18 protein-coding genes, 1 tRNA gene and 5 pseudogenes are annotated in these 21,546 nt (G+C 49.2%); 12 read left to right on the top strand and 12 right to left on the bottom strand.

All coding sequences use genetic code 11. The features are described from left to right. Positions 1–201: 201 nt before the first annotated feature. The 6 genes and pseudogenes from ileS to DW082_RS11140 form a co-directional block, all read left to right on the top strand. A pseudogene (gene ileS, locus DW082_RS11160) lies at positions 202–2,945 on the top strand (isoleucine--tRNA ligase); the annotation flags it as partial. Continuing rightward, complete coding sequence (locus DW082_RS15515) at positions 2,934–3,638, top strand: DUF5915 domain-containing protein (RefSeq protein ID WP_409049080.1); 705 nt, start codon at positions 2,934–2,936, stop codon at positions 3,636–3,638. The pseudogene ileS and the gene DW082_RS15515, both read left to right, overlap by 12 nt. Positions 3,639–3,733: 95 nt before the next feature. Beyond that, the gene (locus tag DW082_RS11155) at positions 3,734–4,117 is read left to right on the top strand and encodes a TraR/DksA family transcriptional regulator (RefSeq protein WP_055204085.1); all 384 of its coding nucleotides are present in this window, start codon (positions 3,734–3,736) and stop codon (positions 4,115–4,117) included. Positions 4,118–4,209: 92 nt separating this feature from the next. Beyond that, the gene (gene rnhA / locus DW082_RS11150) at positions 4,210–4,671 is read left to right on the top strand and encodes a ribonuclease HI (protein ID WP_101570697.1); all 462 of its coding nucleotides are present in this window, start codon (positions 4,210–4,212) and stop codon (positions 4,669–4,671) included. Positions 4,672–4,788: 117 nt separating this feature from the next. Then, positions 4,789–4,861 (top strand) — tRNA-Lys (locus tag DW082_RS11145). 270 nt (positions 4,862–5,131) lie between these two features. Then, positions 5,132–6,357: pseudogene (locus DW082_RS11140) on the top strand (site-specific integrase). A 373-nt stretch (positions 6,358–6,730) separates the two neighbouring features. Here DW082_RS11140 and DW082_RS11135 read toward each other — a convergent pair. The 3 genes from DW082_RS11135 to DW082_RS11125 all read right to left on the bottom strand — a co-directional run bounded on the left by DW082_RS11135 (position 6,731) and on the right by DW082_RS11125 (position 9,061). Further along, on the bottom strand, positions 6,731–7,579 hold the full coding sequence (locus tag DW082_RS11135; RefSeq protein ID WP_118458654.1) for an RteC domain-containing protein: 849 nt from the start codon (positions 7,577–7,579) through the stop codon (positions 6,731–6,733). A 62-nt stretch (positions 7,580–7,641) separates the two neighbouring features. Then, complete coding sequence (locus DW082_RS11130; protein WP_118458652.1) at positions 7,642–8,097, bottom strand: cupin domain-containing protein; 456 nt, start codon at positions 8,095–8,097, stop codon at positions 7,642–7,644. 13 nt (positions 8,098–8,110) lie between these two features. Next, complete coding sequence (locus DW082_RS11125) at positions 8,111–9,061, bottom strand: GNAT family N-acetyltransferase (protein WP_118458650.1); 951 nt, start codon at positions 9,059–9,061, stop codon at positions 8,111–8,113. Between the two features lie 461 nt (positions 9,062–9,522). On the opposite strand from DW082_RS11125, the pseudogene DW082_RS11120 reads away from it, so the two are divergent. Further along, positions 9,523–10,080, top strand: a pseudogene (locus DW082_RS11120) (Fic family protein); the annotation flags it as partial. Positions 10,081–10,167: 87 nt separating this feature from the next. Here the strand turns inward: DW082_RS11120 and DW082_RS14570 are convergent. Further along, the gene (locus DW082_RS14570; RefSeq protein WP_182424155.1) at positions 10,168–10,329 is read right to left on the bottom strand and encodes a hypothetical protein; all 162 of its coding nucleotides are present in this window, start codon (positions 10,327–10,329) and stop codon (positions 10,168–10,170) included. A 77-nt stretch (positions 10,330–10,406) separates the two neighbouring features. Next, entirely contained in the window at positions 10,407–10,502 is a 96-nt protein-coding gene (locus DW082_RS15510) for a hypothetical protein (protein ID WP_409049079.1), read from the bottom strand. 414 nt (positions 10,503–10,916) lie between these two features. Between DW082_RS15510 and DW082_RS11105 the strand changes: the two genes are divergently transcribed. The 3 genes from DW082_RS11105 to DW082_RS11095 are packed head-to-tail and all read left to right on the top strand — an operon-like array spanning position 10,917 to position 13,093. Continuing rightward, a complete protein-coding gene (locus DW082_RS11105) occupies positions 10,917–11,762 on the top strand; it encodes an SDR family oxidoreductase (RefSeq protein ID WP_118458642.1) in 846 nt (281 codons plus the stop codon). Between the two features lie 14 nt (positions 11,763–11,776). Beyond that, positions 11,777–12,457: a dihydrofolate reductase family protein gene (locus tag DW082_RS11100; RefSeq protein ID WP_118458640.1), complete on the top strand. Its 681-nt coding sequence runs from the start codon at positions 11,777–11,779 to the stop codon at positions 12,455–12,457. Between the two features lie 27 nt (positions 12,458–12,484). Next, positions 12,485–13,093, top strand: coding sequence for a flavodoxin (locus DW082_RS11095; RefSeq protein ID WP_118458638.1), 609 nt, complete (start codon positions 12,485–12,487; stop codon positions 13,091–13,093). A 224-nt stretch (positions 13,094–13,317) separates the two neighbouring features. On the opposite strand, the gene DW082_RS11085 is transcribed toward DW082_RS11095, so the two are convergent. The 7 genes and pseudogenes from DW082_RS11085 to DW082_RS11055 form a co-directional block, all read right to left on the bottom strand. After that, complete coding sequence (locus DW082_RS11085) at positions 13,318–14,037, bottom strand: flavodoxin (protein ID WP_118458670.1); 720 nt, start codon at positions 14,035–14,037, stop codon at positions 13,318–13,320. Between the two features lie 155 nt (positions 14,038–14,192). After that, the gene (locus DW082_RS11080) at positions 14,193–14,594 is read right to left on the bottom strand and encodes a hypothetical protein (RefSeq protein WP_228385773.1); all 402 of its coding nucleotides are present in this window, start codon (positions 14,592–14,594) and stop codon (positions 14,193–14,195) included. 356 nt (positions 14,595–14,950) lie between these two features. Further along, a pseudogene (locus DW082_RS11075) lies at positions 14,951–16,095 on the bottom strand (aldo/keto reductase). Between the two features lie 2 nt (positions 16,096–16,097). Then, the gene (locus DW082_RS11070; RefSeq protein ID WP_118458668.1) at positions 16,098–16,664 is read right to left on the bottom strand and encodes a DapH/DapD/GlmU-related protein; all 567 of its coding nucleotides are present in this window, start codon (positions 16,662–16,664) and stop codon (positions 16,098–16,100) included. Between the two features lie 113 nt (positions 16,665–16,777). Then, complete coding sequence (locus DW082_RS11065) at positions 16,778–17,593, bottom strand: AraC family transcriptional regulator (RefSeq protein WP_118458636.1); 816 nt, start codon at positions 17,591–17,593, stop codon at positions 16,778–16,780. A gap of 306 nt (positions 17,594–17,899) precedes the next feature. Next, positions 17,900–18,538, bottom strand: coding sequence for a helix-turn-helix transcriptional regulator (locus tag DW082_RS11060; protein WP_259335610.1), 639 nt, complete (start codon positions 18,536–18,538; stop codon positions 17,900–17,902). A 215-nt stretch (positions 18,539–18,753) separates the two neighbouring features. Further along, positions 18,754–19,650, bottom strand: a complete 897-nt coding sequence (locus tag DW082_RS11055; protein ID WP_118458634.1) for an AraC family transcriptional regulator — start codon at positions 19,648–19,650, stop codon at positions 18,754–18,756. A gap of 278 nt (positions 19,651–19,928) precedes the next feature. Between DW082_RS11055 and DW082_RS11050 the strand changes: the two genes are divergently transcribed. Both DW082_RS11050 and DW082_RS11040 read left to right on the top strand, forming a co-directional pair. Beyond that, positions 19,929–20,882: an alpha/beta hydrolase gene (locus DW082_RS11050; protein WP_409049078.1), complete on the top strand. Its 954-nt coding sequence runs from the start codon at positions 19,929–19,931 to the stop codon at positions 20,880–20,882. A 278-nt stretch (positions 20,883–21,160) separates the two neighbouring features. Then, positions 21,161–21,541 (top strand): annotated as a pseudogene (locus DW082_RS11040) (putative quinol monooxygenase); the annotation flags it as partial. Between the last annotated feature and the right edge of the window lie 5 nt (positions 21,542–21,546).

The raw sequence follows: 21,546 nt of genomic DNA, 5'->3' as shown, positions 1-21,546 counted from the left end.
GATCGTGGACTCGCCTCGATCGCGGTTTTCGTCGGCGTACTGCTGGTAGTCAACGCATATAAAACCATCCGTCGGCCCCGCGGCACGGCGGGGAGTGAACCCGCCGGCAGAACCGATTTCGCATAATCCCGGGATATTATTGACAATCTGCCAAAAAATAGCTATTTTTGCAGATTATTGCAAAAGTCAAGTTATCGAAACATGGGCAGTTCAAAATTCAAAGAGTATAAAGGACTCGATCTATCGCAGATCAACCGGGAAATTCTCGAACAGTGGGACCGCAACGACGCATTCCACCAGAGCATAACGACCCGCGAGGGACATCCGACGTTCGTCTTTTACGAAGGTCCTCCGTCGGCCAACGGAACGCCGGGGATCCACCACGTCATGGCGCGTACGATCAAGGACATCGTCTGCCGCTACAAAACGCAGCAGGGTTTTCTCGTACACCGCAAAGCGGGATGGGACACGCACGGACTGCCCGTCGATTGGGCGTCGAAAAGAAGCTCGGCATCACCAAAGAGGACATCGGCACGAAAATTTCGATCGAGGAGTACAACCGCATCTGCCGCCGCGAAGTGATGACCTATACCGACATGTGGGAACGGCTGACCCGCGACATGGGGTACTGGATCAACATGGACGACCCGTACATCACCTACGACAACAAGTACATCGAGACGCTGTGGTTCCTGCTCGCCGAGTTGTACAAGAAGGGACTGCTGTATAAAGGATATACGATACAGCCCTATTCGCCGGCCGCCGGCACGGGGCTCAGCAACCACGAGCTGAACCAGCCGGGCTGCTACCGCGACGTGAAGGACACGACCTGCACGGCGCAGTTCCGGATCGTTCGCAACGCGAAAAGCGAGCCGTTGTTCGAAGGGGTCGAAGGGGCGCTGTACTTCATGGCGTGGACGACCACGCCGTGGACGTTGCCGTCGAATACCGCGCTGGCCGTAGGGCCCGCAATCCGTTACGTAAAAGTAGAGTCGTTCAATCCGTATACGGCCGAACCGATCACCGTTATCCTGGCCAAAGAGCTGCTGCATAACTTTTTTCCGAAGAAAAACGGAGAGTTGCCGCTGGACGGTTACGGCGGGGACGGCAAAAACATTCCGTACCGGGTGATCGGAGAGTACATGGGCAAAGACCTCGCCGGCGTCGAATACGAACAACTGATCCCGTGGATCAAGCCGGACGGCGACGCATTCCGCGTCATCACCGGCGACTTCGTGACGACCGAGGACGGTACGGGAATCGTGCACATCGCGCCGACGTTCGGCGCCGACGACGACCGCGTAGCCAGGCAAAACGGAATCGCCCCGCTGATGGTGACCGACCGCGCCGGCAAACGCCAGCCGATGGTCGACCGCACCGGGAAATTTTTCCTGATCGCGGACATGGATCCGGAGTTCGTGAAAACCCATGTCGATACGACTGCCTACAAAGAATACGAAGGCCGTTTCGTCAAAAACGCTTACGATCCGAAGCTGACGGACAACGATCCGACGCTCGACATCGACCTGTGCATGAAGCTGAAATTCGAGAACAAAGTATTCAAGATCGAAAAGCACACGCACAACTATCCGCATTGCTGGCGTACCGATAAACCGGTGTTGTACTACCCGCTGGACTCGTGGTTCATCAAAACGACGGCCGTCAAAGACCGGCTGATCGCGCTGAACGAAACGATTAACTGGAAACCGGCCAGCACCGGTTCGGGACGTTTCGGCAAATGGCTCGAGAACCTCGTCGACTGGAACCTGTCGCGCTCACGGTATTGGGGCACCCCGCTGCCGATCTGGGCGACCGAAGACCACAGCGAACTGAAATGCATCGGCTCAGTCGCCGAGCTGAAAGCCGAAATCGACAAATCGGTCGCCGCCGGTTTTATGACCGAAAACCCGTTCGCAGGTTACGTCGAAGGCGATTTCAGCAAAGAGAATTACGAAAAATTCGATCTGCACCGGCCCTATGTGGACAACATCGTGCTGGTATCCGACAAAGGTGAAAAGATGGTGCGCGAGAGCGACCTGATCGACGTGTGGTTCGATTCGGGGGCCATGCCCTACGCCCAGGTGCACTATCCGTTCGAGATCGGCGATGCGGAGTTCCGAAAAGTATATCCGGCCGATTACGTAGCCGAAGGAGTGGACCAGACGCGCGGCTGGTTCTTCACGCTGCATGCGCTGGCCACGATGTTGTTCGACAGCGTGGCGTTCAAAAACATCATTTCGAACGGTCTGGTGCTCGACAAGAACGGCAACAAGATGAGCAAGCGCCTCGGCAACGCCGTCGATCCGTTCGAAGTGCTCGAAAAATACGGGGCGGACGCGGTACGTTGGTACATGATCTCGAACTCGCAGCCGTGGGACAACCTCAAGTTCGACGTGGAAGGCGTGGACGAAGTACGGCGCAAATTCTTCGGAACGTTGTACAATACGTACAGCTTTTTCGCGCTGTACGCCAACGTGGACGGATTCACCGGCCGCGAACCGGAAGTGCCGGTCGAAAAACGTCCCGAGATCGACCGCTGGATCATCTCGCTGCTGAACACGCTGGTCAAAGAGGTAACGGACGCGCTCGAAAATTACGATCCGACGCCGGCGGCTCGCGCCATCCAGGAATTCGTCGGCGAAAACCTGTCGAACTGGTACGTGCGCCTGAACCGAAAACGTTTCTGGGGCGGCGAACTTTCCGAAGATAAACTGGCCGCTTACCAGACGCTCTATACCTGTCTGGAGACCGTTTCGCAACTGGCTGCGCCGTTCGCGCCGTTTATCAGCGACCGGATCTTCACCGACCTGAACGCCCTCAGCGGACGCCACTGCGATGCGTCGGTACACCTCAGCGCATTCCCCAAGGCGAACGATTCGCTGGTAAACAGCGACCTGGAAGAGAAAATGGCGCTCGCCCAGAAGGTATCGTCGATGGTGCTGGCGCTGCGCCGCAAGGTCAATATCAAGGTGCGCCAACCGCTGAGCAGGATCCTGATCCCGGTGCTCGACCCTGTGCTGAAAGAGCATATCGAAGCCGTCAAGAGTTTGATCCTGAACGAAGTGAATATCAAGCAACTCGAATTCATCGAAGACACAACCGGCGTAATCACCAAACGGATCAAGCCGAATTTCAAGACGTTAGGCCCCCGGTACGGAAAGCAGATGAAACAAATTTCGGCGCTGGTCGCCGGATTCTCGCAGGCCGACATCGCACAGTTGGAACGCACCGACTCGTGGACGGCCGAAATTGACGGCGTGAAGATCGAAGCCACGGCCGCCGATTTCGACATCACGTCGGAGGACATGCCGGGTTGGCTGGTCGCCGCCGAAGGGAAACTGACCGTCGCGATGGATATCACGGTAACCGAAGAGCTGAAGCGAGAAGGAATGGCACGGGAATTGGTAAACCGTATCCAGAACATCCGAAAAGAGAGCGGGTTCGAAGTCACGGACAAAATCCGGATAACGATCGGCAAGAACGGTCAAACCGACGGAGCGGTCGAATCGTACGGCGATTATATCGCCGCGCAAACGCTGGCGGTAAGTATTTCCTCAGCCGATTCGATAACCGATCCCGACACGCAAAACATCGAGTTGGACGATTTGACAGTCAGCATATTGGTCAAAAAAGCATAACCTGCGGACGATTATTTTCCGGGGTTACCGCCAAAAACTTTTGCCGATTCGTAAATTAATATTATTTTTATACATAAACCAAAAACTTTAGGGCCATGTCTGAAAATGAAAAAACACGGTATTCCGACGAGGAGCTGCAGGAGTTTAAGCAGATAATACTGGAAAAATTGCAAAAGGCAAAGGCTGACTACGATTTGCTGAGATCGACTATTACGCACACCGCAAGCAACGATATCGAGGATACCTCGCCGACTTTCAAAGTGCTCGAAGAGGGTGCCGCCACGTTGTCGAAAGAAGAATCCGGACGCCTTGCCCAACGGCAGCTAAAATTTATCCAGCATTTGGAGGCAGCGCTCGTCCGCATCGAGAACAAAACCTACGGCATCTGCCGCGAAACGGGGAAGTTGATCCCGAAGGAACGCCTGCGTATCGTACCGCACGCCACGCTGTGTATCGAAGCCAAAGGCGAGCACAAATAGCAATCACGAGGGTAGGGCGGAGGCTTCCTCAGGCCGTACCGGGGTCGAATTTACTAACAAAGAAGAGGGCGCGTCCCTCTTTTTTAACGCATATGCCGAGACAAATTACGATTTACACCGACGGCGCCGCACAGGGGAATCCCGGACGCGGCGGATACGGGGTAGTCCTGCTGAGCGGCCCGTTCCGCAAAGAACTGAGCGCCGGCTACGCCCATACGACCAACAACCGGATGGAACTGATGGCCGTCATCGCGGGGCTCGAAGCGCTCCGGTACGACCAGTGCGAAGTGACGATTTACAGCGACTCGCAGTATGTCGTCAATTCAGTCGAAAAAGGCTGGGTTTTCGGTTGGGAACGCAAAGGTTTCAAAGATAAAAAAAATGCCGACCTGTGGACGCGGTTCCTGAAAGCGTACCGCCGCCACCGCGTTCGCTTCGTCTGGGTGAAAGGACATGCCGACATTCCCGAAAACGAACGCTGCGACCGACTGGCCGTCGCGGCGGCATCTTTGCCGAACCTTCCTCCCGACACGGGGTACCGCCCCGAAACCTGAACGACCGCACGAAACGACCGGTGCGAACTGCGATAAAATGACAAAAAAAGGCAAAGAAAACCGTTTTATTTTTGGTTTAAAGAAAAATCTGTCTATCTTTGCACCACCAAAAACGGAGATTCAGTAGCTCAGCTGGTAGAGCACAACACTTTTAATGTTGGGGTCCCGGGTTCGAGCCCCGGCTGGATCACAGAAACGCTGGACAGAAATGGACAGTAAATGTACAACTCCTACAATATCAAGGTATTGTAGGAGTTTTTCTTTGTATAATGTCTGTGACCTAAGACACGAAAAGGTCACAAAATGACACACTTTTGTGACCAATTCATGACCTGTCCACCCTCTAAGATTTTAGGTCACGGAATGTCCAAAATTGGCGGTTTGTTGTCTTGATTTGTCCGTACTGCAAATATCTCATTTTCAGTTTATCAATTTAAGTTTGTAACTAAAAAAAGAGATTATGAGAAGTACTTTTAAGCTACTCTATTTCGTCAAACGAAATGCAGTAAAGAAGAACGGTAACGCACCGATTATCGCACGTATCACTATCGACCAAGTTGTAGCCCAGTTTAACACCAAACTGGAAATAAATCCGGCTCACTGGAGCGTGGAATTAGGCAAGGCTTCCGGCAGAACCGCAGAAGCTGTACACATCAATTCTATGCTGGAAAGTATTCGTAGCACAGTTCATCAACATTACCATGCGTTAATGGCGCAAAACGGATATGTAACCGCAGAACTGGTAAAGAACGCTTTTTTAGGCAAGATAGCAAGAGAACGGACTTTGATAGAGTTCTTCAAACAGCACAACGAGCAGTATTTGCAAAAGGTCAAAATGAATACCACAGACAAAACCTATTCACGTTATGAACTGACAAAGAAACGGCTTATCGAGTTTATGAAGTTCAAGTACTCCGTTTCCGACATGCTCATAAAAGATATAAATGTGGTATTCATTGAAGATTTCCTGCTGTATATCAAGAACAACTACGGATGCAGCCATAATACGGCTATGAAGTTCGTACAACGCTTTCGCACAGTGGTAAACTTTGCCAAGAATACGGGTTTGGTGACTGCCGACCTTTCGGGTCTTATCGGGTAAAATTTGAACGTACCGATAGGGATTATCTGACTATGGAAGAAATTACCGCTATTTACAATCACAAGTTCTGCACCAAGCGACTGGAACAAGTACGTGATTTGTTCATTTTTAGCTGCTATACGGCACTTTCCTACATTGATGTATGCGAACTAAGACAAGAGGACATTCGTACCGGATTTGACGGTAATTTGTGGATTATACGGAAAAGACACAAAACAAATGTTACATCTACCGTCCGATTGCTGGATATACCAAAAGCCATATTGGAAAAGTACAAAGACAAATTACCAAACGGTAAGATTTTACCAATTATCAGCAATCAGAAAATGAATGATTACTTAAAAGAAATCGCAGCCATTTGCGGAATTGAAAAGACCTTGACCTACCACGTTGCAAGACATTCGTGTGCGACTTCGGTGCTGCTTGCCAATGGTGTTCCCATTGAAACGGTATCTAAGATTTTGGGACATACCAATATCAGAACCACTCAAATTTATGCGAGGATTACCAATTTGAAAGTAAGTAGCGACATGGAAATATTGGCTCAAAAGTTGGATGTTCCACACAGGACTGCCAGCCGATGAAACTATGTTATCGTCAGATAACAGCAAGGTGTGATTTATGGCACACAAATCTGTTTTCCGTGCCGCAAAACACCTTGGGCAAATTCACTCCGAAGTCGTTTGCCAATAAAAGAAAGAGATTCCCCAACTAAAGATTTTTTCGCTCGTCGGGATGGGTGGTCCCGCCCCTTGCCGCTGGGCGTTCCCCGACCGATGAGTTTATTTTTGTAATTCTGCAATCTTGTTTTATTGAAATATTGATAGCTTGATTGATTGAAAGCAAGATTTCAATATGGCAATATTGAATGAAAACAATAAACCATTCAATATTGATTGAAATACTGAATGGTTTATTTATTGCAAGAACATAATTACTTGCGAAAAGAAAAAAATATTATTTGCTATCATCTTTGTCCATACGCTTAATCAGACAATCTTGCAAACGGGTAAGATATGCCGTCCGGTCTTTCTTCCGTTCTTTCATGGCAATATAAGCAGCATAATAATCCCCTAATTCCACTTGAAACACTGTGCCGAGAAAGTTCATTATTTCTTTAATTTCCACATTTCCATTGTTAATGTCCCCCGAAGAAACAAGAGAATAACCCAATTCTATAAGAAAAACTTTTTTACCCGTGAAACGAAAAGGACATTTCGTGCCTTTTTGCAGGTTATCTTCTACAAGATTATCGGTTTCCAGTTTAACTAACCTCTTATTTAAATAAATACGTAACATCTCATTGGCTATAATTTTTGCGACCTTGTAATCATATCCAGTTGAGAATTTTGGATCTTTGTCAAGTTGTACGCTATCCGTACATAATCTTAAATCAGCCTTTCCACGAACAAAATAGTATTCATCATATATGGTTGAATGTGAACGATAATACTGATAAAAATCTAAATTCCTATTGAAGAAATAGGTCAGATTGTCCAATTCCTTATTAAGATAGCTTCTAACGGCTTCATTACTACCATTAGGACATTGCGTTTCTATACGATATATTTTATGAAAATACAATAATCGACCAAGTATTTCCGGCTTCTGGGACTTAAAGAATGATATTTCATCTTCCTTAGTAGGGAAAACATAAGTTTGCAATTGATTTCTTAAATCATTCAATACGTCTTGTAACCGATGCACCATTGAAAGAGAAGTCGGAATAATATCATAACCGTAGAGGTCAATTTCATCTATTTCTGAATCTATTAGAACTAATATTTGGGAAAGTTTCTCTTTCATCTGTAATTCTTTTGTAAGTCATCCACCTTGCTAAAATCAACAGCAAGGTGGATTCTCAATTATTACAAGTAATCTTCTCGTTGAGGAGTGAACACATCAACAACCTCACCACCTTCAATAACTTCAAACGAATGGGGCGTGTTCCCCGGAATAGCATAGCTATCGCCTGCATGAAGCAATATATCAATATTTTCTTCCGGTATTTCCACTTTCAATCGGTATTCACCTGAAATAACATAGCCGCATTGCTCATGCGGGTGTTGATGCGTTGTGGCGAAATTACCTTTTACATAATTCATCTTGGCTACCATTGACTTTTCACCAATTGCCAAAGAATCCAATGAAACACCTTTAAATACTTTTTTCAAGGCATCTTTTTTGTGTACCACAATTTTTGTCTTTGTCATCTTTCTACTTTTTAGATTAATTGCTTTTTCGTTATTTGTTTTCAATATGTTTTCATTAAAAGGACAACTACATAAATTAGCTACATTCAAAACGAATAATCTACTAAGCATAAATATTGTCGATTTATATTGTCAGCTCCATTTGAATATCACCTCTTTCATAAGCAGGATGATATTCAGAAAGTTCTTTAAATCCTATCTTTTTGTATATATGAATAGCAGGTTTTAACAGTGTGTTGCTTTCAAGGAATAATTTCTTGGCTCCAAGTTCTTTTGCCTTATTTACAGCAGCCTTACATAACAGAATGCCAATACCTTTCCCTTGTGCTTTTGGACTGACAGCAAGTTTTGCCAATTCGTAATCAAATATTAAATCATCCATTTTACAGAGAGCACATACGCCAACTGGTTCGTTTTTGTAAGTCGCAACAAAAATATATCCACCTTTATCAATAATATTTTGTTGAGGATAATCAAGATATTCCAAATCATGTGCTTCTAAACGCCAATGGGCAGTTATCCAATTCTCATTCAACGATTTGAATATAGCTTGAAAACTTGGGGTATAAGAAACTATCTGTATATCATGGCTTTCTCTTGCCTTTTTCGCCTCTTTCACCCGTTGAAATAAACTTTTCTCAGAAAGTAATTCTTCCCATTCTTCAATAGCTCTCCATAAATCATTACGTGTTTCTTTTGATATATTCTCGATTGCTGTTGCTACATCAGAGCATTGCGTAGATAAAATATCTGCCATTTCTTTTCCTTTATCAGACAGAACAATAACATTTCTTCTTTTGTCTGTTTTGTCCGTTATTTCTTTTATTAGCCCCTTTGCATCCATTTCTTTTACAATATTACTCACTGACGGGTGAGTATGACCTATTTCTTTGGCAATACCCGTTATCGTCTTAGTTTCTCCATCAGATAATACAAAAAAGACGGGAAACCATTTAGGTTTTATATCCACATCATACAATTGATAAATTTGAGATGCGTCAGCTGTAACCTTATCGGTAAGCATACGTAATCTGCTACCAATAGCCATTTTACCTGTTTTTTCAAAAAATCCCATATTATATGTTATTAAAAACGTAATTGATTACACAAAAGTATAAAACAAACTTTTATCTGCAAAAGAAATACAGAAAATATTTTTCTCTCTTGGCAAGTAATAAGTTTATTTTGAGAATTTATGCCTACAAATTTTAGTGCAAGGTGCAAGTATATATTTATATATATAGCTTGCACCTTGCACTAACCTTAGAATGTTTATTTTCAACGGTTTGCAAAATTCAAAAATAATGCGTACATTTGAACCCAAGATGTTGGCAGACAGACACCGGACAAGAGCAGACAGTTTTTAAGGACTAAAGCGTGACGGATGCAAAGCCAAAATTTCCGAAAGTACTGATATTGAGGAAGAAATAACGTTTGGTTCATAACCCAGGCGGATCACAACTTAAGCAAGCCTTAGAAGAAAAATCAAGCAAAATCCTCACAACATTGATGTTGTGAGGATTTTTCGTTATTGACGGAATCGAGGGCGAGAGCGTGCGTACAGACAATATCATAGAGACGACAAATCATTTCCGTTGCATCGACCTCATTATCGATCGTGCCAAGGAGAGGATTACCGAATCTCTTATCAAAGAGTTGCACGCAATACTCAAATCGGGAACATCGAACAGCCGCAAGGAGTGGTTCGCCGTCGGGGAATACAAACGCCTGCCCAATGAGGTAGGCGGTAACGAAACCGCCGCACCGGAAAATGTGCGGCGCGAAATGAAAGCCTTGCTTGCCGAATACAACGCCAAACCGAGAAAGTCGTTTACCGATCTGCTCGACCTGCATCAGCGTTTCGAATCCATACATCCGTTTCAGGATGGCAACGGTCGTGTCGGTCGGCTCCTCCTCTTCAAAGAGTGCCTCGCAAACGGCATCGTGTCTTTCATCATCACCGACGACCTGAAGATGTTTTATTACCGAGACTTGCAACGCTGGCCCGAAGTAAAAGAGTATCTAACGGATACCTGTCTTAACGCACAAGATAACGATAAGGCGATACTCGACTATTTCAAGATCAAGTATTGATTCTATTCGTGCCCCCAAACGTTACAACTGTCCTGCTCCGCGATCATCCCCGGCACGGCGACCGTATCGCGTTTATCTACTTTGCCCTTACGCTGGGATATGGATGACCGTGCGTCCATTAATTAGGTATCGAAGTCTCGAATATGTCGATGCGGGCCACCTTACGGCGGCGGCCTTCGTCGCCGTAAGGATGTCCGTCTCGGCGAGCCACTCCTCCACGATCTGCGTCAGTTTCAGTGTCGTTCTCATATTCGGTTTTCATAATGGGCGCAGGCGGCTCCATTTTTTCGCTTGCAAACCACAACCGCACGCCCATTTTCATCGGTTTATATCATAGGCAACCAAGTGTTGGTTATCTCGTGTGCGATTCGATGCCCGACGCGGTTATGGCACGGATAACAAAGGCTCTGAAGATTGGCCATATCGAGCTTCGCGCCGCCTCGATTGATCGGGACGATGAGCAATCCGACGGTCTCGTACTATCCGGTGTCGCCGCAGCGACTCAAAATATTACCGGCAAACAGTTCCGGATACAAGCCGGTCATACTCGTCCGTCATCGGCATGGTGTGATTGATTCTGAAACACAGTTGTGTGCAACGAATACCCTCGGCGGGATCGGCTTCTTCAGGTTGGCGCATGTCTATTCTAAATTCCTTTACTCTCTCATTCATCCTCATTTACGCTTAATTCGGATACAAAAATAAGGATTTGCAATGGAACCTATAAACTGAAAAAATCAAGAACCGTAATTTAGGTAAACTTATCCGTAATCCGTCTATCATCTATATATACTTTATCCGCTATTTTTGCAAAATAAAAAATACCTGAATGTTATATGAATACAGAAGTAATGCTCTTAATCGGAGCCGGTCAGATAGGGATGGCAATAGCTCGAAGAATGGGCTACGGAAAGAAAATCGTAGTGGGCGACAGGACGCAGAAAAATGCGGAAAGTGTCAGCAGGATTTTGAATGAAGCAGGATTTGATACGAGTCCCGTAGAGATGGATTTGTCTTCAAGGGAATCCATTTTGAACATGATTGCCGAAGCCCAAAAGTTTGGTGAGATTTCAATGCTTGTTAATGCTGCGGGCGTATCTCCCAGTCAGGCACCCATTGAAACCATTTTGAGGGTGGATTTGTATGGAACGGCCCTCTTGCTGGAAGAAGTTGGCAAGGTAATCGGGTGCGGCGGTGTCGGGGTTACCATCTCCAGTCAGTCGGGACACCGTATGCCGGCTCTCACTCCGGAAGAGGACGAGCTGCTCGCCACCACTCCGACTGACGCGCTGCTTGCATTGGATATGTTGCAACCGGACCGCATCCGCGACACCCTGCACGCCTACCAGATGGCGAAACGCTGCAACGTGAAGCGTGTCATGGCGGAGGCCGTAAAATGGGGAGAACGGGGAGCGCGTGTCAATTCCATCTCGCCGGGTATCATCGTAACACCTTTGGCTATCGACGAGTTCAACGGTCCGAGAGGCGAATTTTACAAGAACATGTTCGCCAAATGTCCGGCAGGTCGTCCCGGAACGGCAGACGAAGTGGCCAATGTCGCCGAACTACTGATGAGCGGCCGGGGAGCGTTTATCACGGGCTCCGATTTTCTCATCGACGGAGGGGCCACCGCGGCCTATTTCTACGGAGAGTTGAAACCTGAAAAAACAGATAACAAATAAAATATAAAGAAGTTATGAGACCTTATATTATTTGCCACATGGTGGCATCCATCGACGGAAGAATCGACTGTCCGATGGTGGCACAGATCAGCGGTGAAGAGTATTACACCACATTGGAAAGTTTCGGTTCGAGTTCCAAATTATCCGGTCGGGTGACGGCCGCGCTTGAATGTACCGCAGTAAAGGAGGAAATTTCCGGGTATGCCGGTGCGAGACTTGGCAAAGAGTCTGTCCACAAAGCAGTGGAAAGCGGGGAGTACACCGTCATCGTCGATACCCACGGACGGTTGCAGATGGCATCCGGCGAGGCGGACGGGCATCCCCTGCTTGTGGTGATGAGCGAGAACGTGCCGGAACCCCATCTTGAGATGCTTCGCAAGAACAATGTATCATGGATAGCGACGGGAAAAGAGCGCATCGACCTGCACCGTGCAACGGATATTTTAAGCGAACAATTCGATGTGAAACGTTTGATTATTGTCGGTGGAGGCAATATCAACGGAGGCTTTCTTGAAGCCGGACTCATCGATGAAGTCAGCCTGTTGCTGGCTTCGGGTATTGACGGCCGCAAGGGACAGACCGCCCTGTTTGACGGCTGCACCTGGAAGAGTGAAGCACCCTATCATTTGAAACTGCAAAGTGTCGAGCGGATAGCCGGAACGGAAACGGTCTGGATTCGTTATCGGTGTAAATAATACAACCTCCGAAAACAGTATGAAATCATGAAAAAGATTCTGTCGATTTTAACCGTGCTTTGCATATGCGGGATTTCCGCATTCGCGCAAAACACTGCACCAAAAGAGAATATAATGAAAGACAAGAAAGTATTGGTGGCATTTTTCTCCCGTACCGGAGAGAATTACAATGTCGGAAACATCAGCAAAGGCAATACGCACATCATTGCCGAGATGATTGCGGGAGAGACCAATGGCAAATTATTTCAGATAGAACCGGTGAAGCCTTATCCCGATGAATACAGGGCTTGTGTGGACATTGCCAAAACAGAAAAGGAGAACAAGGCCCGGCCTGCCGTAAAAGAGGACATTGCCGCAGAGGATTACGATGTCATCTTCCTGGGTTATCCCAACTGGTGGGGAGATATGCCGATGGCGGTCTATACCTTCATCGAAAAGCACGACTGGAATGGGAAGACCGTCATCCCGTTCTGCACGCACGAGGGCAGCGAATTGTCCGGCACGGAGCGTCTTTTGGAACAAGCCTGCAAGGGCGCGACCATTGCCAAAGGTCTCGCAGTTCAAGGAACTACCGCCCAGAACTCGCAGGCCCAGGCAAAAAAGACCGTGCAGTCCTGGCTGAATAAATTGAAATAAAGGAATTCTTGTGCATCACAAACAGCCCCTGCCGCAAATTTATCCGGCAGGGGCTAAATATTTATCCCGCTTTTCTAATTCATTCCCGTAACATTTGCCAGTTTTTCGGCGGTTCGTGCCGTCGTTCCTGTCGCTGATAAATAGGCGACGAGGATACCGCGAAAACCATCACCGGAACAAGCAGCATCGATAGAATGAATATCTTTTTCATACCGTCTCCTATTTTATTCCGTATAACCTATATCTTCCAGCCATTGGGCTATCATCGAGTGGCAGTCGGACGTCTGGGACGAACGGATCCAGAGGCTCGGCGTCAGGAAGTTCCCGTCGGGAATCAACCGCTTGGCGTCCGACTCCACGCCGCTGATGCCGCTACTCGAACTCGATACGATCAGACCGATGCGCTTGCCGACCATCTCCGCACCATGGTTGAACAGGAACGTCTGCAAAGGAGCCGCCATGTTGCTCCACCAAAGCGGCGCCGCCACGATGATGGTGCCGTACTGCCCGAACTCTACCTCTACGGGATCGATTGCCGGATAAGAAGATGCATTGCCGGGATTGTTCCGGATCGCCTGAATCAATGCACTGCCGATGGCGTAATTGTTCGCTGCATAGTCGAGTCCTTTCTCGGCCGGTTCCACCCGTATCACATCGGCTTCGATCTGCGTGCGCAGGTCACCCACGACGGTATGCACGTTGTTCGTGAAACTGTAATAGACGATGAGCGTCTTTCCTGTTGTCGGATTCGGATTCGGATTCGGATTCGGGTTCGGGCCAGGGTCAGGGTTGGGATTGGGGTCCGGATTATCCGGCTGATCGGGGTCGTCCGGATTTTCAGGAATTTCCGTCGGGGGTTCATTCTCCGGATCGTCATCGGGAGAACAGGCGTTCAATCCCACTGTGATGAACATCGCAAAAAGAAGATACAGAAACTTTTTCATATTCATATATTTTACTGGTTTACATTGCAAAAATAGCCAGAGCCGGACGAACGGGCTTTGTTCGTCGGCTCAATTAAGTTTGCTATAAAGCTCATTCAGTATTTTTTGCCACTTGATTTCAACATCCTCTTCTTTTCGCAACAGGTCGAGCAGATTCATTCCGCATGTTCCGCTGAAATCGAACAAGGTCGGAACATATCGTTTGTCCGTATCCAGCATGTTTTCGCTGCGTGTCGCAAACGGCGGACAATACTCATCTGCGACCTCCTGACGGATTTGCGCCAACAGCGTATCGTAATATCGGTATAAGTATCCTCGGTTTCGAGTTCCACCATATCGCTCTTTACCATGTCGTGAATATAACCGGCTATTGTCCGCGTATTGCCCGTATGGGAGAAATAGACGATCTGTGCCTTGCGGTTACCGGCAGGAGCGACCGGTTCTTCCAGTTTCTCGGCCGGAGGCATATCCGACAAATCCTTACGAGATTCATCAGCGGAACATCCTGTGGCAGTCGCCATGAGCCACGCGAACAGAAGCAATATTTTCGTTTTCATATCTGATATTTTTTAGTTATTCCTTTGATGCAGAGGTAAAAGCAAAGCCTCGCAACGTATTTGCTGCGAGGCTCAATTTACTTCGTTCGTAAGTTCAAGATTATTGTAATTTGTCGTACTCTTCGTCGGTTACGGGTTCGAGCCACTCGTTGGATGTTTTTTCTCCGGGAACGTCAAATGCGAGGTGCGCAAACCAACTGTCGGCTGCTGCGCCATGCCAGTGCTTTACACTTCTCCGATGGGGAAAATCATTTCGCGCTGGAATACCGCTTTTGCATCCTCACCGGTGGCGTCTTCCGCCTATCCTCCGCCAACTATGGTTTCATAAGATAATCTATTATAGTAAATACTTTACATTATCGTCCCACCTGCCGCTGCTGTTCGGCGTTGTAGCGGTCGCCCACGACGGGAAGGGCGGCGACGGCTGTTTCGAGTTCTCGCCACTCCTCCGCTGCGAGGTCGAAATCGAGCGTGCGCAAGTTTTCTTCCAGATGCGAGAGTTTCGTGGTTCCCGGAATCGGCACGATCCACGGGGCTTTCTGCAACAGCCAACCGAGAGCCACCTGCGCAGAAGTCATGCCGCGCGTGCGACCGAACTGTTGTAGCACATTCACGATGCGCGTATTGGCTCGTATCGCTTCCGGCCGGAAACGCGGCAGGGTCTGACGGTTGTCGTTCGTCGGGTCGAAGACCGTGTACTCGTTGATACAACCGCCCAGAAATCCCCGGTTGATCGGGCTGTACGGCACGAAGCCGATACCCAGCTCGCGGCAGGTGTTCAGCACGCCGTTCGTCTCCACGTCGCGGTGCATCAGGTGGTATTCGCTCTGAATGGCTGTCAGCGAGCATACGGTATGGGCCCGGCGGATGGTGTCGGCGCTGACCTCGCACATGCCCCAGTGCTGCACCTTGCCCTCTTTCATCAGGTCGGCAATGGTCTGCGCCACCTCCTCGGCAGGTACGTTCGGGTCGGCGCGGTGCTGGTAGAACATAGGCAGCGTGTCGAGCCGCAGGCGGCGGAGCGAATCCTCACAATACTTGCGAATCGTTGCAGGACGGCTGTCCTGACGCCCCGTGCCTTTGCCGTCAATGACTTCGTGTCCGAATTTGGTCGTCACGTTGATTCTGTCTTTGAACTCCGCCAACGCTTCGCCTGCCAGATTCTCGTTGGTCAGCGGCCCGTAGATGATGGCCGTATCGAAAAGCGTTACGCCACGTTCCACAGCTTCATGTAGCAGGCGGATACACTGCTTCTTGTCCGGGTGCTGGCTACGGTTGTAGGTCATGCCCATCACGCCGAAGCCAATAGCGGACACGCCCGGCCCGTGCCGAGCGTACGGTGCGGCATACCGCCTTTTTCCGTGGACAATGCGTTTTCTCCGTTGAATGCGACATTGGCGGCTTTTACCTTATCTATTGCGGGCTGAATAGTCAGTGCCGCTCCTACTGCGGCCGCAGTCTTCAAAAAACTGCGCCGGCTCATTCCCTTTTTCTCTTCCATATCTATTTCTTTTCGATCGTTTTGATGATTCTTGCCGGATTGCCCGCTACGACGGTCATGGCCGGCACGTCTCTCGTCACCACGCTGCCGGCGCCGACGATGGCTCCGTAGCCGATCCTAACGCCCGGCAATATCGTAGAGTTGATACCGATCCACACCTTGTCCTCAATGACGATCGGGCGGCCGTAGGTGGCACTGCGGTTGTCGGGATTGACATCGTGATTGATGGTTATGAGATTAACCTTCGGGCCGATAAAAACATCATTGCCGATGGAGATGCCACCGCGACCGAAGAAAGTACAGCATTGTTGGATGAAGCATCCCTTGCCGACGGTCACGGGCTTGCCGTAGTCGATGTAGAGAGGCGGCAATACGGTGGTGCTCTTATCGAGCGGTTTGCCGAGAATGCGCCCCATATACTCGTGTACCTCTTCAGGCGTGCGATAGCCCGTGTTCATCTCCGTCGCCGTTTTCATCGTGGCGAAGATGTCTGCAATCAGCTTTTCGTAACCTGCGTCATTAGGCGAGACCATTTCGCCGTTCAAGTCCTTTGCAAAAATATCATTCATAACTTCTTTTGTTTTTAATATTCTGATGCAAAGGTAAAAAGGAAACCTCGCAACCATTTTGCTGCGAGGCTCAAACAACTTTGTCGTGAAGTTCATTCCGATTTTCTTCCAGCTCAAATCATACTGGGAGCATAACCGTATGTTTCCTTATAAACTTTCGAGAAATGGGAAAGATTCTTGAACCCGACATCGAAACAGGCTTCCGTTACCCGCTTCTTACCGGACTTTATCAACTCGTGTGCGGCCTCCAACCGGCGTTTAATGATCCATTTCTGCGGCGTCAAGTCGCTAACTTTGGCAAAATCGCGTTTGAACGTCGCCAGACTGCGACCGGTATAACTTGCGATCTCTTCCATCGACAGGTCATACATGTAGTTATCGTTCAGATAGTCGATGATGTCTATTTTCCACGGATCAACGAAATCGAACAGTGAAGCGTAGAGATTCTTGTCCGTGTTTAGTAAGACATAAGCCCCCTCGATCATCTTGAGTTTCAACACGTCATCGGAGGGTTTCACGCCCGCATCGAAATAGGGGACAACCGACTCAAACAAGCTGCGGATGTCCGGACGGTTATTCGGCAATACACGCAAGCTCACTTTTTCACGCTTCGATTCCATAGGAATCTCTTTTCTGTCGAGTGTCTGGTAGAACTCCCGCAGAAACGGTTTCGTGAATTTCAACACGACGGAGCGGTAAGGATGCTCCTCGTCGGCGTGTTTCTGTAACCACATGCGGTTGTCTCGCCGCATGAACGCGCACTCGCCCGGATGCAATATCGTTTTCTTGCCGCGTTCCTCGATTTCAAGTTCGCCTGAACACAGGTAGATCAGCGTGTGTTCCCGATTCTCGTGGGCGCAGCCTCTGTCATCTGTGAAAAAACTTGCTATAAGGACATTCGAGCAGTCAAATACATTCAGTTGTTCCATATCAATCTCTATTTTTTGCAAAAATAACGAGTTGCGTCTATTATTATCTGTTGTAAAGCTTATCTGTTGTAAAGCTCATTTTTTATCTATTGAGTTTAGTGACGTTAAAAGACTTGTATAGTATTAACATATCATTATCTTTGTTTTTTACATAGAAATAGATGTCCCGTAGAAGATTCCTTTATCACCCAGAATCTGTACGACATAAAGCGACAGGAATACGTAACCAACGTTGTGATCTACGTTCGGAATCCGCTTCGACAAAGAGCCGATAGGATCGGACAAGACCTGTCCAAATTTATCAACTCAATTTATTCTTTTATACTCGCCGGGGGAAAGTCCGGTCATTTTCTTGAAGAGAAAGCCGAAATATTGCACCGAAGGGAATCCGAGTTCTCGTACGATCTGGCAAAGCGGTTCCTGTGACAGGCGCAATTTCCGTTTCGCGATCTCGATACGCCTGAGTTGCATGTGGCAATGATGCGTGTGCCCGAGTTCCTGTTCGAGAAGGTCTTCGAAATAAGCTTCCGACAACCGGAGCCGTTCCGCGCAACGTGCGGCGGTAAGAGGGCCCCGTATCGCCCATTTTCCGTCGGTGAGGTAGCGGTCGGCAAAGGCTTCGTACTCCCAGACAAGGGCTTCGTTCGCCGTATTCCGGGTGATGAACTGCCGCTCGTAAAAGCGGGTCGTATAATCCAGCAGCCGGATGATATGCCGGGTCAGAATCGCGCGCGTGTAGCGATCCGCACCGTGACGGAGTTCCCGGCGCAGATCGTCGAAACAGGAGGTGAGGATGCGACGTTCTTCGCAGGATACGTGGAGCGCTTCTGCGGGAGCATACGAAAAAAAACGTATACTCTTCGGCCCGTTTCTCCTGTACGCAGCCCTCGAACAGATCGGGGTGGAATGCAACCGCCCACAGGCAGGAGGCCGGAAGTCCTGCATATGCAGCGTCCGGATGGCGGCAGATCAATGTCCCGCAGTTGTAATCGTAGTACTGCCGGCCGTATTTCGTCCCGGATTCGGAAACATCCGCCGCCATGACCAGCGCATAGTATCCGCATCGGACGAGGGACGGGAGCGCCGGGCGGAGATCGGCAGCTTCGCCGATATAGAGACCGGGAAATTGCAAGTCGCTCATCGCCTTTTCCGCATAAAAACTATTTCCGCGAGCGGAACTCGTTGGGGGTGCAACCCGTAACCCGTTTGAACATCCGACTCAAGTGCTGCGGGTATTGGAAGCCCAGGCCGTAGGCAATCTCGCTCGTCGTCTTATCGGTCGACAGCAAAGATTCTTTGGCCCGTTCGATCAGCTTGTTTTGAATGTATTCCGAAGCGGTCTGTCCGGTCTGCTTGCGGATCATATCGCCGAAATAGTTTGCCGAAAGAAACACCTTGTCGGCAAAGTATTTGACGGTCGGCAGTCCCTCCTGCAACGGGGCCTCGCTGTCGAAATAGTCGTCCAATAACCGTTCGAAACGGACGATGATGTCTCTGTTCACCTCTTCGCGCGTGGTGAACTGCCGTTCGTAAAAACGCATACAGTAGTCGAGCAACAGCCCGATGTTGGCCGTAATCAGCCGGCGGCTGTGCTTGTCGATGCCGTGCTTCAGTTCCGCTTCGATCTTATACAGGCAATCCATCACGGTTTGCCGCTCCTCTTCCGAGAGGTGCAACGCCTCGCGGGTTTCGTAAGAAAAAAAGGAATAATTCCGGATCTCCTGACCGAGCGCCGTTCCGCGGATCAGGTCGGGGTGGAACAGGATACCGTGGGCATTCGGCCGGGTATTTTGCGACATCTCGGTCTCCACGACCTGTCCGGGCGCGAAACTAACGATCGTCCCGTCCTGATAATCGTAACTCTGACGGCCGTACATGATGTCGCCGCAACGGGTATCCTTCAGGAAAAGGGCATACACCCAATAATTGATCCTGAAATGCTCGGGCCACCGCGTCGCTTTCGACAAATCGACCACGCTTACCAGCGGATGCCGCGTCTCGAGTCCGAAAAATTTGTTGTACTTGTCTACTTCGTCGAGTTTTATAATCTCTTCCATAGGTCTGAACGGTTTTCTTTCGAGCAAAAATAACTTATTTAATTCAAACGGCGCACGGCCTCACTGCAGAATCGGGGATTCGGGTATGAATATCGGTAAATCGTATACAATCCCGCCGTTTTATCGCGGTAATTTTGCAATCGGAAGTTTAATAAAAACTGAAAATTATGGATGGCAGAGTTTTTTTGAAAACGGCATTGGGCCTGCTGACGTTTCTGGCTTTCACGAACGTCGCGGCATCGGGAAAGACAACGTTAAAAAACATAAAATCGACCGACATGGACACATTGGAATTAACGCAGGAGTGGGACAAGACCTTCCCGCAGAGCGACCGAGTGGAACACTCGAAAATCACTTTCCACAACCGTTACGGCATCACGCTCGCCGCAGACGTGTATAAACCGAAGAATGCGCGGGGACGCCTGGCCGCCGTCGCGGTCAGCGGCCCTTACGGGGCGGTGAAAGAGCAGGTTTCGGGCCGTTATGCGCAGACCCTCGCCGAGCGCGGCTTTCTGACCGTCGCATTCGACCCCTCGTTTTACGGAGAGAGCGGCGGCGCGCCCCGCTACCTCACTTCGCCCGAAATCAGCACGGAAGATTTCAGCGCGGCGGTCGATTACCTGACCGCCCGCGAAGATGTCGATCCCGGGCGCATCGGCATTCTCGGCATCTGCGGTTGGGGCGGGTTCGCGCTCAATGCCGCAGCCAACGACCCGCGCATCAAGGCTACGGTCACTTCCACCATGTACGACATGAGCCGCGTGAATGCCAACGGATATTTCGACGCCATGAGCGCCGACGATCGCTACAAGTTGCGCGAACAACTGAACGCCCAACGCAGCAAGGACTACGGCAACGGCAGTTATGAGCGTAACGGCGGCGTAGTCGACCCGGTTCCCGAAGACGCTCCGCTCTTTGTCCGTCAATACCACGACTATTACAAGACCGAACGGGGCTACCACCGCCGGTCGCCGAATTCAAACGAGGGAATCATCAAAACCAGTTCCCTGGCATTCGTCAATATGCCGATCCTCTCCTACATCGGCGAAATACGCAGCTCCGTACTGATGATACACGGGGCCGAGGCCCATTCGCGTTATTTCAGCGAAGACGCCTACAAACGGCTGACGGGAGACAACAAGGAACTGCTGATTATCCCCGGAGCCAACCACGTCGATCTTTACGACAACCTCGATGTCATACCTTTCGACAAAATAGACGTTTTTTTTTAAGGAAGCCTTGAAAGGAAAATAGGATTCCGATTGCCGAAATCCCGCTTACCGAACAGCGACGGCTAAGGCCCATTCCGACCATCTCGACAATTTGCTCGGAGCGGGAATGATTCGTCCGTCGGCCTGGAAAACGGAAACGTTCGACCGGGAATACGCGCAAATCGATCTGATAGGTCACCTCGCCGAAAGTCAGATCGACGAATAAAACAGGTTTATAAAAACTGATTATGGTCAAAACAATCATAGGCTTTCTGTCTCTGTTCGTCCTGCCGTCATGCGGCAAATGTCTGAATCTGGATAAGCAACCCGGCATGTGCGCCAAACTGCCGATGGCGGCCGACGGCATCGTGCGGCTGTCGAAAGTAGAGGTCTATCCGGAATATCTCGACGAGTATATGAAGTATGCGACCGAAGTGGGCGAAATCTCCCTGCGTACCGAGCCGGGGGTGCTGACCATGTATGCGGTCAGCGAAAAGGAGAATCCCCGCAGGATAACCATTCTCGAAACCTATGCGAGCCGCGAGGCTTACGAATCGCACGTTGCATCGGAGCATTTTCAGAAATACAAACAGGGAACGCTGCATATGGTCAAGACGCTCGTGCTCTCCGACCAGACGCCGCTCAACCCAGCAAACCGCATCAATAACTTCATCCAATAAACGAA

Origin of the sequence: Alistipes sp. AF48-12 (assembly GCF_003477565.1) — a bacterium.
GTDB lineage: Bacteria > Bacteroidota > Bacteroidia > Bacteroidales > Rikenellaceae > Alistipes_A > Alistipes_A hominis.
Note: the sequence above shows the minus strand (reverse complement) of the source record. Positions and strands in the feature narration are given on the sequence as shown.

Excerpts from the sequence above, each read along its gene's own strand:
- DW082_RS15515 (WP_409049080.1), top strand. The coding sequence starts at position 2,934 with ATGGTGCTGGCGCTGCGCCGCAAGGTCAATATCAAGGTGCGCCAACCG.
- DW082_RS11155 (WP_055204085.1), top strand. The coding sequence starts at position 3,734 with ATGTCTGAAAATGAAAAAACACGGTATTCCGACGAGGAGCTGCAGGAG.
- rnhA (WP_101570697.1), top strand. The coding sequence starts at position 4,210 with ATGCCGAGACAAATTACGATTTACACCGACGGCGCCGCACAGGGGAAT.
- DW082_RS11135 (WP_118458654.1), bottom strand. The coding sequence starts at position 7,579 with ATGAAAGAGAAACTTTCCCAAATATTAGTTCTAATAGATTCAGAAATA.
- DW082_RS11130 (WP_118458652.1), bottom strand. The coding sequence starts at position 8,097 with ATGCTTAGTAGATTATTCGTTTTGAATGTAGCTAATTTATGTAGTTGT.
- DW082_RS11125 (WP_118458650.1), bottom strand. The coding sequence starts at position 9,061 with ATGGGATTTTTTGAAAAAACAGGTAAAATGGCTATTGGTAGCAGATTA.
- DW082_RS14570 (WP_182424155.1), bottom strand. The coding sequence starts at position 10,329 with ATGAGAACGACACTGAAACTGACGCAGATCGTGGAGGAGTGGCTCGCC.
- DW082_RS15510 (WP_409049079.1), bottom strand. The coding sequence starts at position 10,502 with ATGGCCAATCTTCAGAGCCTTTGTTATCCGTGCCATAACCGCGTCGGG.
- DW082_RS11105 (WP_118458642.1), top strand. The coding sequence starts at position 10,917 with ATGAATACAGAAGTAATGCTCTTAATCGGAGCCGGTCAGATAGGGATG.
- DW082_RS11100 (WP_118458640.1), top strand. The coding sequence starts at position 11,777 with ATGAGACCTTATATTATTTGCCACATGGTGGCATCCATCGACGGAAGA.
- DW082_RS11095 (WP_118458638.1), top strand. The coding sequence starts at position 12,485 with ATGAAAAAGATTCTGTCGATTTTAACCGTGCTTTGCATATGCGGGATT.
- DW082_RS11085 (WP_118458670.1), bottom strand. The coding sequence starts at position 14,037 with ATGAAAAAGTTTCTGTATCTTCTTTTTGCGATGTTCATCACAGTGGGA.
- DW082_RS11080 (WP_228385773.1), bottom strand. The coding sequence starts at position 14,594 with ATGAAAACGAAAATATTGCTTCTGTTCGCGTGGCTCATGGCGACTGCC.
- DW082_RS11070 (WP_118458668.1), bottom strand. The coding sequence starts at position 16,664 with ATGAATGATATTTTTGCAAAGGACTTGAACGGCGAAATGGTCTCGCCT.
- DW082_RS11065 (WP_118458636.1), bottom strand. The coding sequence starts at position 17,593 with ATGGAACAACTGAATGTATTTGACTGCTCGAATGTCCTTATAGCAAGT.
- DW082_RS11060 (WP_259335610.1), bottom strand. The coding sequence starts at position 18,538 with ATGCAGGACTTCCGGCCTCCTGCCTGTGGGCGGTTGCATTCCACCCCG.
- DW082_RS11055 (WP_118458634.1), bottom strand. The coding sequence starts at position 19,650 with ATGGAAGAGATTATAAAACTCGACGAAGTAGACAAGTACAACAAATTT.
- DW082_RS11050 (WP_409049078.1), top strand. The coding sequence starts at position 19,929 with ATGGACACATTGGAATTAACGCAGGAGTGGGACAAGACCTTCCCGCAG.